Annotated in this window: 13 protein-coding genes; 9 read left to right on the top strand and 4 right to left on the bottom strand. The window is 67.5% G+C overall.

Going from position 1 to position 12,032, the window contains the following annotated elements:
• Window positions 1-125 precede the first annotated feature (125 nt).
• Window positions 126-1,688 (bottom strand): AMP-binding protein, encoded by a 1,563-nt coding sequence (locus tag QW861_RS20350; protein ID WP_315751440.1) that lies wholly within the window; start codon window positions 1,686-1,688, stop codon window positions 126-128.
• Window positions 1,689-1,842: 154 nt separating this feature from the next.
• Between QW861_RS20350 and QW861_RS20345 the strand changes: the two genes are divergently transcribed.
• From QW861_RS20345 to QW861_RS20330, 4 genes are all read left to right on the top strand, one after another.
• Entirely contained in the window at window positions 1,843-2,472 is a 630-nt protein-coding gene (locus tag QW861_RS20345) for a hypothetical protein (protein ID WP_315751442.1), read from the top strand.
• Between the two features lie 56 nt (window positions 2,473-2,528).
• Window positions 2,529-3,500: a nitronate monooxygenase gene (locus QW861_RS20340; protein WP_315751444.1), complete on the top strand. Its 972-nt coding sequence runs from the start codon at window positions 2,529-2,531 to the stop codon at window positions 3,498-3,500.
• Window positions 3,501-3,582: 82 nt separating this feature from the next.
• Complete coding sequence (locus QW861_RS20335) at window positions 3,583-3,849, top strand: hypothetical protein (protein WP_315716274.1); 267 nt, start codon at window positions 3,583-3,585, stop codon at window positions 3,847-3,849.
• A gap of 182 nt (window positions 3,850-4,031) precedes the next feature.
• Window positions 4,032-4,658 carry a hypothetical protein gene (locus QW861_RS20330; RefSeq protein ID WP_315716458.1) on the top strand — a complete coding sequence of 209 codons (627 nt, stop codon included), beginning with the start codon at window positions 4,032-4,034 and terminating at the stop codon, window positions 4,656-4,658.
• A 95-nt stretch (window positions 4,659-4,753) separates the two neighbouring features.
• Here the strand turns inward: QW861_RS20330 and QW861_RS20325 are convergent, their stop codons facing one another.
• Both QW861_RS20325 and QW861_RS20320 read right to left on the bottom strand, forming a co-directional pair.
• Entirely contained in the window at window positions 4,754-5,233 is a 480-nt protein-coding gene (locus tag QW861_RS20325; protein WP_315751524.1) for a hypothetical protein, read from the bottom strand.
• A 126-nt stretch (window positions 5,234-5,359) separates the two neighbouring features.
• On the bottom strand, window positions 5,360-6,211 hold the full coding sequence (locus QW861_RS20320; RefSeq protein ID WP_315751446.1) for an SDR family oxidoreductase: 852 nt from the start codon (window positions 6,209-6,211) through the stop codon (window positions 5,360-5,362).
• A 189-nt stretch (window positions 6,212-6,400) separates the two neighbouring features.
• Between QW861_RS20320 and QW861_RS20315 the strand changes: the two genes are divergently transcribed.
• The 5 genes from QW861_RS20315 to QW861_RS20295 all read left to right on the top strand — a co-directional run bounded on the left by QW861_RS20315 (window position 6,401) and on the right by QW861_RS20295 (window position 11,616).
• The gene (locus QW861_RS20315; RefSeq protein ID WP_315751448.1) at window positions 6,401-8,440 is read left to right on the top strand and encodes an NAD(+) synthase; all 2,040 of its coding nucleotides are present in this window, start codon (window positions 6,401-6,403) and stop codon (window positions 8,438-8,440) included.
• 94 nt (window positions 8,441-8,534) lie between these two features.
• A complete protein-coding gene (locus tag QW861_RS20310) occupies window positions 8,535-9,224 on the top strand; it encodes a substrate-binding domain-containing protein (protein WP_315716271.1) in 690 nt (229 codons plus the stop codon).
• A 99-nt stretch (window positions 9,225-9,323) separates the two neighbouring features.
• Complete coding sequence (locus QW861_RS20305; RefSeq protein WP_315716270.1) at window positions 9,324-10,556, top strand: MFS transporter; 1,233 nt, start codon at window positions 9,324-9,326, stop codon at window positions 10,554-10,556.
• A gap of 126 nt (window positions 10,557-10,682) precedes the next feature.
• Entirely contained in the window at window positions 10,683-10,904 is a 222-nt protein-coding gene (locus QW861_RS20300) for a hypothetical protein (RefSeq protein WP_315716269.1), read from the top strand.
• Between the two features lie 85 nt (window positions 10,905-10,989).
• Window positions 10,990-11,616 (top strand): hypothetical protein, encoded by a 627-nt coding sequence (locus QW861_RS20295; RefSeq protein WP_315716268.1) that lies wholly within the window; start codon window positions 10,990-10,992, stop codon window positions 11,614-11,616.
• Window positions 11,617-11,730: 114 nt separating this feature from the next.
• Here the strand turns inward: QW861_RS20295 and QW861_RS20290 are convergent, their stop codons facing one another.
• Entirely contained in the window at window positions 11,731-11,973 is a 243-nt protein-coding gene (locus QW861_RS20290; RefSeq protein ID WP_315716267.1) for a hypothetical protein, read from the bottom strand.
• Window positions 11,974-12,032: the final 59 nt, after the last annotated feature.

The raw sequence follows: 12,032 nt of genomic DNA, 5'->3' as shown, positions 1-12,032 counted from the left end.
AAAGCCGCGAGTCTGGATTGCCGTCGTTGCGAGCGGAGCGAAGCAATCCAGGGCCTCATCCGCGGCCCTGGATTGCTTCGGCGCAAGAGCAATGACGGTGGCGATCGAGGGAGCTGATGATGCCGCTACCCCACCATCCGCCCGCGGCCCTCCCAGAACCGTGCGCGCAGCACCTTCTTGTCGACCTTGCCGACGCCGGTCATCGGCAGCTCCTTGACGAACGAGATGCTCTTGGGCGCATGGGCCGAGCCCTTGCGCGCCTTCACGAGCTCGATCAGCTCGGCAGCGTCGATCTGCGCGCCGGCGCGGGGCACCACGATCGCGGTGACAGCCTCGCCCCATTTGTCGTCGGGCACGCCGACCACCGCGCACATCGCCACGTCGGCATGTTGCGTCAGCACGTCCTCGATCTCGCGCGGGAAGATGTTGAAGCCGCCGGAGACGATCATGTCCTTCTTGCGGTCGAGGATGTACATGTAGCCGCGCTCGTCGCGGCGGGCGATGTCGCCGGTGTGCAGCCAGCCGTTCTTCAAGGTCTCGGCGGTGATGTCCGGCCGCTGCCAATATTCCGCCATCACATGCGGCGCGCGCACGCAGATTTCGCCGGCCTCGCCCAGCGCGACCTCCTGATCATGGTCATCGAGGATCTTGACCTCGCAGGCCGCGATCGGGAAGCCGCAGGACAGGAACAGCTCCGGCTGCTTCGGATCATGATCGGCCTTCCGCAGCACCGAGACGGGATAGCATTCGGTCTGGCCATAGAGCTGCGAGAACACCGGGCCGATGCGCTCGATGCCTTCGACCAGCCGTGTCGGCGACATCGCCGAGGCGCCGTACAGCACGAGCTCGAGCGAGGAGAGATCTGTCTTAGCTAACGCGGGATGATCGAGCAGCACGTAGATCATCGTCGGCACGAACAGCGTGAAGTTGATGTGCTCGCGCGCGATGGTCGCGAGCACGGCCTCCGGATCGAAGCTCTTCAGCATGTGCACGGTGCCGCCGCGCATCAGGGTCGGCAGCACCTTGGTGCCGGCGACATGGCTGATCGGGGCGACCGTCAGATAGCGGGCGCGCTCCGGGATCTCGAAATCGGCGAGGATCGCGGTGGCGAAGCCGCCATATTCCCGGTGATGGCGCAGCGCGCCCTTCGACTTTCCGGTGGTGCCGCCGGTGTAGTTCAAGGTCGCGATGTCCTCGGGCGTGGCGAAGTTGCGCGCGCTGGCGTGGCCTGACTGCTCGATCGCGGCGAGGAGGTCGACGCCATAGCCGGCTGCGCCCAGCGTGAACACGTGGCGCAGGCCGCCCGAGCGCGCGGCCAGTTCGCCGCCGCGGTCGTGGAACGCGGCGGCATCGATCACCAGCACCTGCGATTCGGAATCGGCGAGCTGGAACAGCTGATCGTCGAGCGAGCCCAGCGGATGCAGCCAGGTGATGGCGAGCCGCGACAGCTGCGCCGCCGTGCCGGCGCACCAGGCATCGGCGCGGTTCGCGCTGAGGAACGCGACGCGTGTTCCCGGCGGCAGGCCGAGCCGCATGAATACGGACTGCATGCGGCCGATCAGGTCGATCGCGCCCTGATAGGTCAGCGATCCGTCCGGCCAGCTGAAGGCGGTGCGCGACGGATGACGCGACAGCGTGAGCAGGGTCTGCTCGCAGACGACCGGAAACGAATGAAGCTGTGGGCTCATGGACGATCCTCCCGAGATGCCGCGATCGTTATGGCGTCGCGGGGCTTGTTGCCGACGCTATCAGAAAGCCCATCATGCTCAAGGCGCGCTTGTCGTCCTCGGAACATCGCTGCGCGCGCCGCGTTGCCCGGCCGAACAATAGCGGAGCAAGGCCATGCGCACCTCGACAGCTTTTTTTGCGGGAGCCGGAACGGTCGCCATCGCCGTCGCGGCCGGTCTCGGCGGCGGGCTCATGATCGCGGAGGGCATGCATCCGAGTTCGCAGGTGTTCGAGCAGGCCAAGCTCGCGCGTTCCGTGCCGGAGACGCCGTCGCCAAGTCCGACGACCACCTCGTATCTTGCGGCAACGCAGGCGGCCGCGACCACGCCGATCAAGGTGGCGCCCGCAGCAGCGGAGACGGGGCCGGCGACGCCGGTATCGCCCAATCCCTCGCCCTCGCCGCAGGCTGCCGTGCCGGACGCGACGGCTGTGCCCGCCGCCTCTTCGGCGCCGGCCAGCACGCAGGCCGGTACCGCCGAGGACGTTCAGGAGAAGGGACAGGACAAGGCCGCAGCGAAGGCCGAGGACGCGGATCTCAAGGCGCGCGGGGCGGAGCGCAAGCGCGTCGCGGAGCAGCGCCGCACCGAGCGGCACCGGCAATATGTCGAGCGCCGGCGCCAGCGCCGCGAGCAGGATCTGCGCGCGGTCGAGCAGGCCGTGCGTGAGGATACGACGCCGCGCGCCTATGCGGCGCAGCCGGTCGGCATGGAGGGGCCGCGCTTCAGCTTCTTCGGCGACGATTGATCGCACGCGGCGGCGCCGTTATCCCTGAGCCAACAAGGATCGGGGAGGAACGCGCCGTGCAGGACACTCGATGGGACGGGCTGCGGGCGCGGCTGCGCCTGCCGCTGATCGCAGCGCCGATGTTCCTGGTGTCGGGAATCGAGCTGGTGAGCACGGCCTGCACCAACGGCGTGATCGGCGCGTTCCCGACGGTCAATTGTCGAACCCCCGACGAGCTCGACGCCTGGCTGCTCCAGATTGCCGATCGGCTTGCGCGCAGCAGCGATGCGAGCGGCGCTGCGGCTGCGCCGGTCTGCCCGAATCTGATCGTGCATCAATCAAACGCGCGGCTGCAGGACGATCTCGCGGTGCTGTTGCGGCGCCGCCCGGAGATCGTGATTACCTCGGTCGGCTCGCCGGCAAAGGTTGTTGCGCCCTTGCATGATGCGGGTGCGCTGGTGTTCGCTGACGTCGCCTCGATCCGTCATGCAGAGCGCGCGGTCGAGGCCGGCGCAGATGGCCTGGTGCTGCTCACGGCCGGGGCGGGCGGCCAGACCGGCTGGCTCAATCCATTCGCCTTCGTGCGCGCGGTCAGGGCGTTCTTCGCCGGGCCGATCGTGCTCGCCGGCGGCATCAGCGACGGCGTGGCGTTGCGGGCGGCCGAGGTGCTCGGCTGCGATCTCGCTTACATGGGCACGAAGTTCATCGCCACGCGCGAAAGCCTGGCCGATGACCGGTACAAGTCGATGCTGGTCGCGAGTTCGGCCGACGACGTGCTGCTCACCTCGGCCTTCACCGGCCTGCCGACCAGCATGCTCCGGCCGTCGATCGTCGCGGCCGGGCTCGATCCCGAAGCCTTGCCGGCGCGTGGCGCGATCGAGATCGGCAGTGACATCGACATCGCTGCGCGCGAGGCGCGGCCGAAACGCTGGCGCGACATCTGGAGCGCCGGGCACGCGACCTCGGGGGTCACCGACATCCCGTCGGTCGCCGTGCTGGTGGCGCGCACGGCTGATGAGTACGGCGGCGCGGGTGGCCTCCGGCCATGAGAAAACGTGATGTGTGTCCTTAAGGCACCATTAACCATCGGGTCCCACAATCCGCGGAGCTTGAACTTGGCGGAATCGTGCGATGGGCATCGGGCTACGGCAGGACAAAGAGCGGGTGACGCTCGAGGAGATCCGGATCCGCGTCGGGCATGCTCTGCAGCGGCATCCGCTATGCCGCAACGTCCAGTTCGACATCATGAGCGTTCCCCGCACCGCCCGCGGCGGGAACTGGACCATCAGCTTGCATTCGGTGGAACCGGCCGCGCTTTGGGAAGCCTCCGACATCGTTGCCGACATCCAGGCCGCGTACGATCTGCTGATGCCGGCCGAGCTGTCTTCGGCGGCGTGAAAAAAAATGTCCGTCATGTTCACAGGGCAGAATGGTGGCCTCTGTGTTTCTGTGGCATCGTAAAGCCTTAATTAACTCCCACTTTTCGGCAAAGTGCGGCTTTCCGCCGGGATACGGAGAATTGCGTGACGAAGTCGATCGCTTTTGTCGCTTTGCTGGGCGTGCTGATTGCAGGCGCGGCCGTGACGAGCGTCCTGATGCAGGACAGCGTGCCTTCGGCCGGTGCGATGATGCCGCCGGTGGTGGCGAAGAGCCCGCTCTCCAATCGTGAAGCCAAGGGCGACCGCCTGGCGATGGTCACACTTGCGACCCCCGAGGTGCAGCAGCCGAGTGCCCCGTCGAAGGCGACGCTGCGTCAGGCCTATGCCTATGCGCCGTCCGAGCCGGAGATGGCAAAGGCGTCGGCTGCCGCGGTCGTCGCTGCCGAGCCGATGGTGCCGAAGTCCAAGATTCTCGCCAGGAGCGAGCCGGCCCCGGCGCCGCTGAAGCCGGAGGTGCAAAAGGCCTATTCGTTGCTGTCGGACGGCCAGATCGCAGGCATCAAGGAACGGCTGCGGCTCTCGTCGAGCCAGGAATATTATTGGCCGGCGGTCGAGACGGCGCTGCGCGCCGTCGCCCGCAAGATCCACGCCGGACGCCAGGGCGCGGCGAAGCCGGGCGCGGTGGCGCTCGATCCGGATTCGGATGAGGTGCAACAGCTGAAGTCGGCCGCGATGCCGCTGCTGTGGCAGTTGCGCGAGGATCAGAAGGACGAAGTGCGGCGGCTTGCGCGCACCATCGGCCTCGACAAGGTCGCAGCCGCGATCTGATCGGGGGGGATCCTCCCGGCGTGAACATCAAACTTGGAGTGAACATCAAGAAGGCCGCGCATTGCGCGGCCTTCTTGCTTTCGAGAGGCGCTTTTTCACCTCGCCGGGGGATTGGCCTCCGGATGCCCGCCGCTCTCGGGGCCGGCTCCCGTCGACGACGACGCGGGCGCGGTACGCAGGTCCGGGCCGGGCCGTGCCGGCTGGGTCATGGTCGGGGCTTCCGGCGGGGTGATCGCGGCGCCGGCGCCGACCGTGGTGCCGCGGTCGGTGTTGGTCGGCGCTGACGGCACTGGCGTCGGCTTGTCGCCGCCGGCGAAGCGCGTCGCGCCGCCGCTCTGATAGCCGGCAACCAGCAGGCCGGCGACCACCAGCGCGAGCACGAACAGGCCGCCGAGCTCGGGCAGGGCGCCTGACGGGGCCACGCCGCGGCCCCGGTCGTCTCCCTCGAGCGCCACCGCCGCGATCTCTCGGTTGTGCCGCGACCGCAGGAAGGCCAGGAACGCGCCGGCGGCGATGATGATCGCGGCCGCGAGCGTGAAGAACATCAGCCAGCTGATGGGTTGATCGCCTTGCATGTCGAACATCCTTTGATCCGTGAGGGCTGCGCGACGTGCAGCCGCGTCAAACCCGCATGACAATCTCTGTTCGTTGCAATCGTCAGTGGCGTGAAAGGTTTCCCGCTCGGCGGCGGAAATCTCGCGTCAGCGCCCTTCGCCGGCGGCCCATAGCGCCTCGAGCCCGGCGCGATAGGTCGGGTAGGCGAAGCCGACGCCGAGCTCCTGCCTGGCGCGGATATTCCGGATGCGCCGGTTGCTGGCATAGAAGCTGCGCGCCATCGGCGACAGCTCGGCGCGGTCGAACGGAAGTTCCGGCGGCGGGGCGATGCCCATCAACGCAGCGGCATAGGCGATGACGTCCTGCGGCGGCGCAGGCTCGTCGTCGACGATGTTCCAGGCGCCGCCTGACCCGCGCTGGATCGCGCCCATGATCGCGCTGGCCGCGTCATCGACATGGATACGGTTGAACACCTGTCCCGGCTTGACGATGCGCCGCGCCCGCCCGGCCCGCAGCTCGACCAGCGCGTTGCGGCCCGGCCCGTAGATGCCGCCGAGCCGGAGCACCGCGAGCCGGTCACCGATCCGCGCGCGCCAGTCCTGCTCGACGCGGACCCGGGCCTGCACCCGGTCGTGCTCGGGTGCCAGCGGCGTGTCCTCATCGATCCAGCCGCCCTGATGGTCGCCATAGACGCCGACGGTCGAGAGATAGACCACGTGCCGCGCGCGCCCCGCCGTGATGGCGTCGCCGAATGCGGCCAGCACTGGGTCGTCGCCTCCTCCAGGCGGCACCGAGATCAGCACGACGTCGGCCTGCGCCGCCTTCGCCAGCGTCGCGGCCGCGGGGGCCGTGCCGTCGAACAGGTCGATGTCATCATGCGCCAGTCGCGCGCGCTTGTCGGCGCTGCGGACCGTGCCGCCGATGCGGGCGAACGCGCCACGGTGCAGCTCGACGAAGCGCTGGGCGGTGTAGCCGAAGCCGATGATGAAGAGGTTCATGGATGCCGTTCACCTGGACTTGCGCGAAGGAGCGAGCCTTCGAGTTACCCGGCACCGGGTGGCCCGCGCAATTCAAATGACGCGCGCGGAGTCACCCTGCGGACGGGGCGGTGCTGACCTGCCGCGCTTGTTATGGCTCCCGTCATGGTCCATGTCGTATGATCAGGCGACAGGAGATGGACTGCCACGATGAATTTCCATTCGATCTACCGCCACGGCTTTGCCCGCGTCGCTGCCTGCGTCACCGCCTCGAGCGTCGCCAACCCGACCGCCAATGCGGCGGCGATCCTGGCCGCGGCGCGCGCCTGCCATGACCAGGGCGCGGCGGTCGCGGTGTTTCCGGAGCTCTGTCTGTCCGGCTACGCGATCGAGGACCTCGTCAAGCAGGACCCGCTGCTCGACGCCGTCCAGCGCGGGCTGCTCACCCTCGTCGAAGCCTCGCACGACCTGATGCCCGTCCTGATCGTCGGTGCGCCGCTGCGCTTTGCGCATCGTGTCTATAATTGCGCCGTCGTGATCCACCGCGGCGAGGTGCTCGGCGTTATTCCCAAGAGCTACCTGCCGACCTATCGCGAATTCTACGAAGGCCGCCACTTCGCCTCCGGCGCCGGCATCCGCGGCGAGATGATCGAGGTCGCCGAGACCATGGCGCCGTTCGGCACCGACCTTCTGTTCGCCGCCGCGGATGTCGCCGGCCTCGTCATCGGCGTCGAGATCTGCGAGGACATGTGGATCCCGGTGACGCCGGCGTCCGAGCTCGCGCTCGCCGGCGCCACCGTGCTCGCCAATCTCTCGGGCAGCCCGATCACGGTCGGCCGTGCCGAGTCCCGCTCACTGTTGTGCCGCTCGACCTCGGCGCGCTGCCTCGCGGCCTATGTCTATGCGGCGGCGGGCGTCGGCGAATCCACCACGGATCTTGCCTGGGACGGCCAGACCTCGATCTTCGAGAATGGCGTGCTGCTCGCCGAGAGCGAGCGCTTCCGCCAGACCGGACAGACCATCTTCGCCGACGTCGATCTCGATCTGCTGCGCCAGGAGCGGGCGCTGATGGGCACGTTCGACGACAATGCGCGCGCGCAAGGCGCCGGCATGCACTGGCGCCGCATCGGCTTCGAGCTGCAGCCGGCCGAGGGCGACATCGGCTTCATGCGCAGCATCGAGCGCTTTCCGTTCGTGCCGAGCGATGCCGCGCGGCTCGATCAGGACTGCTACGAGGCCTACAACATCCAGGTCGCCGGCCTGACGCAGCGGCTGCGCGCCACCGGCACCAAGCGCATCGTGATGGGCGTCTCCGGCGGGCTCGATTCCACGCATGCGCTGATCGTCGCGGCGAAGGCGATCGACCTGCTCGGCCTTCCCCGCACCAACATCCTGGCCTATACGATGCCCGGCTTCGCCACGGGCGCGCAGAGCAAGTCCTACGCGCATGCGCTGATGTCGTCGCTTCAAGTCAGCGCCGCCGAACTCGACATCCGCCCCGCGGCGACGCAGATGCTGAAGGACATCGGCCATCCCTTCGGCCGCGGCGAACAGGTCTACGACGTCACCTTCGAGAACGTGCAGGCCGGGCTGCGCACCGACTATCTGTTCCGCCTCGCCAACGACCGCGGCGGCCTCGTGCTCGGCACCGGCGATCTCTCCGAGCTGGCGCTGGGCTGGTGCACCTATGGCGTCGGCGATCAGATGGCGCACTACAACGTCAATGCCGGCGTGCCGAAGACCCTGATCCAGCATCTCATCCGCTGGGTCATCGCCTCGCATCAGTTCTCGGCCGATGTCGACCGCACGCTCGAGGCAGTGCTGTCGGCCGAGATTTCGCCGGAGCTGGTCCCGGTGAAGGAGGGCGAGACGCCGCAGAGCACCCAGGCCACGATCGGCCCCTATGAGCTGCAAGACTTCAATTTGTTCTACACGCTGCGCTACGGCATGCGCCCGTCGAAGATCGCCTTCATGGCGCATCACGCCTGGAAGAATGTCGGCGACGGCGCCTGGCCGCCGCATTTCCCTGCCGACAAGCGCCACGCCTATACACTTCCCGAGATCAGGAAGTGGCTGGAGGTGTTCCTCAAGCGCTTCTTCGCTTTCAGCCAGTTCAAGCGTTCGGCGATGCCGAACGGCCCGAAGGTGGTGGCCGGCGGCGCCCTGTCGCCGCGCGGCGACTGGCGCGCCCCGTCCGACGGCAACGCCACCGCGTGGCTGGAGGACCTGGAGCGCAACGTGCCGAAGTGACGACCATCTTGCTCCGCCGCCGCGCTTGCCATATCCGAGACGTGCGCGTCCGCCTTTGCGGCGTCGTCATCGACATCGTTGAACGGAGCAGATCATGAGCGTGACCGCCGCCGGCATTTCCTCGATGGCGACGAGGCAGATCCTCGCTGAGCTCGCCGCCGCCTATGAGGAGGCGACCGGCGAGGTGATCACGATCGAATCCGTCGGCGGCGTCGATGCCGCCAAGCGCATCCGCGCCGGCGAAGCGTTCGACTTCGCCGTGCTCGCCTCCGATGCGCTGCAGAAGCTTGAAAGCGACGGCCATCTCGTTCCCGGCAGCATCATCGAAATCGCGGAATCGCCGATGGCGATGGCGGTGCGCGCCGGCAGCCCCAAGCCCGATCCGCTCGACGAGGCCGCCGTGCGCAGGGTGATGGAGAACGCCAGGGCGATCGGCATCTCCACCGGCCCGAGCGGCACGTATGTGCAGAAGCTCGCCCGCGACTGGGGCCTGGAGAGCGAGGGCACTTCGCGCCTGGTCCAGGCCAAGCCCGGCATTCCCGTCGCCAGGCTGCTCGCCGATGGCGAGGTCGACGTCGGCTTCCAGCAGCTCAGCGAGATGCTCGGCGCGCCCGGCATCGATATCGTCGGCCTGCTGCCCGCGTCGCTGCAGCCCGGCACCGTGTTCGCGGCGGCGTTGTGCAAGGCCGGCGCGCATACCGAGGCGGCGCGGGCCTTCATCGAATATCTGGTCTCGGAGGAGACCGCCGAGACCAAGCGCCAGCACGGCATGACGCCGGTGTGAGGCGCCGGCTCCACAGCCCGCGAAAAATCCGATCGCCGCGTGTCGTCTCGGCCTTGTCCCGATCGTCTTCCAACCGAACAATCGGGAAGGAGACGGCGGATGAGCACATCGTACTATCGCTGGGTGATCGTGGCGGCCGGGGGCGTGCTCGGCTGCGTCGCCGTCGGCGGCCTGTTCTCGCTGCCGGTGTTCCTCAAGCCGATGGCCGCCGAGACCGGATGGTCGGTCGCGGGGATCTCCACCGCGATGACGATCGGCTTCCTGGCGATGGCCGTCACCAGCATGGGCTGGGGCACGCTGTCCGACCGCATCGGCCCGCGTCCCGTGCTGCTGATCGGATCGATCCTGCTCGCCGTCAGCCTGCTGCTGGCAAGCCTGACATCCTCGCTGTTGGCGTTCCAACTGCTGTTCGGCCTGATCGCAGGCATCGCGACGGCGGCGATCTTCCCGCCGGTCATGGCGACCGTCACCGGCTGGTTCGACACCCATCGCAGCCTCGCGGTGTCGCTGGTCTCGGCCGGCATGGGCGTGGCGCCGATGACGATGTCGCCGCTCGCGGCCTGGCTCGTCTCCAGCTACGACTGGCGGACCGCGATGCAGTGCATCGCCGCGATCGTGGCCGCCATCATGATTCCCACGTCGCTGCTCGTGGGCCGTCCGCCATCGTCCGCGCCCGGCGACGCCGTCGCGTCGGGTCCCGCCGCCGGGCCGGCCGAGATGACGCGATCGGCAGCGCTGCGCTCGCCGCAGTTCCTGATCCTGCTCGCCACCAACTTCTTCTGCTGCGCCACGCATTCCGGCCCCATCATCCACACCGTGAGCTACGCCGTCACCTGCGGCATCCCGCTGATGGCGGCGGTGACGATCTACAGCATCGAGGGGCTCGCCGGGCTCGGCGGCCGCATCGCCTTCGGCCTGCTCGGCGACCGCTTCGGCGCCAAGCGCGTGCTCGTTCTCGGCCTGCTCGCGCAGGCGTTCGGCGCGCTCTCCTACGTGGTCGTGCGCGACCTCGCCGCGTTCTATGCGGTTGCGGCCACCTTCGGCTTCCTCTATGCCGGCACCATGCCGCTCTACGCCGCGATCGCGCGTGACAATTTTCCGCAAGGCATCATGGGCACGGTGATCGGCGGCACGGCGATGGCCGGCAGCCTCGGCATGGCGACCGGCCCGCTGGCCGGCGGCCTGATCTACGACAGCTTTGCGAGCTACACTTGGCTCTATGTCGGCTCGTGGGTGATGGGCCTCGGCGCTGTCATGATGATGATGACCTTCCGGCCGTTTCCCAAGCCTGTGTCGCAGCCTGGCGCCGTGCCCATGCAAGCGCCGGCCTGACGCTGCTGCATCGCACCTTCACGCGCGCCGTCGGAATCGAACAACAACGCTTGATCCCCCGGCAGGAACTGTGATGTCGCAGCCGGGTTGGGCGGCGTGGAGTTCAACCGGATGGAGATCGGATCCATGAAGAAGACCCAGCTTGCCATTGCCACCCTCGTCGCCGCCACCCTCGCCGCCGTCCCGCTCGCCGCGCAAGCGAAGCACCACAAGAAGCACAACGCCGCGACGTCGACCACCTCGTCGCAGACCACCGGCAGCAACATGAAGTCCGGCCGCGATTCCACCTCGTCGAGCCAGGGCAATGTCGGCCCGGGCACGAACCAGGCGGGAAGCATGGGGAAGTAACAAGCCGGGCACTTTCGTTCAGCGACGGGAAAGCAGCGCTGGCCTTCCCGTCGCCGCTGGACAGCATTCTTTTCCAGACGGCGTGTTGCAGACCTTGCTGCCATCGTTGGCGCTTGATGCTAAACGAACGTTCAGTGACGTCAGCGATCGCCGTGTTGCGAATTCGTGCGGTGGAGGTGCATCGTCGATGTTGGCGAGGGGGCGAGATTATTATCTCGGGCTGAGACGCCGCTATGAGCCGGACGTCGCCAAGCTTGTCATCGTCGCGGAATCGCCGCCGGCCTCAGGAAAATACTTCTATGACTCGGCCGGCTCGATCAGCGAGCCGTTGTTCACGGCCCTCATGCGCCAGATGGGAGCCACCCCTGCGACGAAAGAAGAGGGGCTGCGACAATTTCAGCGCAAGGGATGGGTGCTGGTCGATGCGACCTACCAGCAAGTGGACAAGCTGCCGAAAGACGCGAGTCAGGATAGGAATGCGTTGATCGAAGACGATTACCCGCTGCTCGTCGCGGACCTATCCAGCCTTGTGTCGGATCGCGGCGTTCCCCTGATCTTGATCAAGGCAAACGTCTGCCGGATTCTGGAGCCTCGACTGACAAAGGACGGCTTCAACGTGATCAACGCCGGCCGCCCGGTCTATTTTCCGAGCACGGGACAGCAGAAAAGGTTCGAGCAGCAGTTCGCCGACGTCCTGAGGTCGGCTGACTGAGGTTTGACGGTCAAGGGCGAGGCACTGGTCGGCGATGTGCCGTCAGTCTCGGTCAGCATCCCCCATCTTGCGTGGGTCCAGCAGGTGACGGCAACGTGCGATGCACGCTGCCGATCATTTCGACGCCTCCTTGATCTTGTGCTCCAGATGCCCGGTGCCGTGATCCCTACGCAGCTGGCTCAGCGAGGTCTCGTTGAGCTGCAGCAGCACGTCGCTGAGTTTGGTCGAATCCGGATAACCGGCCGCGAACGACTTTCCGTAGATCTTGCGCAACGTGCCGACCAGCGTGTTGCCATGCTTCCTGCTGATCTCGCCATCCTTGTCGCGGTGGCGGCCGTCGAGGCCCGGTTCCTTCATGCGTCTCTCCCCTGATGCGGCTGGTGCCGTAATGCGACTTGCGCGCTTAGGAAGGGGAG

It is taken from the genome of Bradyrhizobium sp. SZCCHNRI1029 (assembly GCF_032487555.1).
GTDB lineage: Bacteria > Pseudomonadota > Alphaproteobacteria > Rhizobiales > Xanthobacteraceae > Bradyrhizobium.
This window is presented reverse-complemented; position numbering and strand designations above follow the sequence as displayed.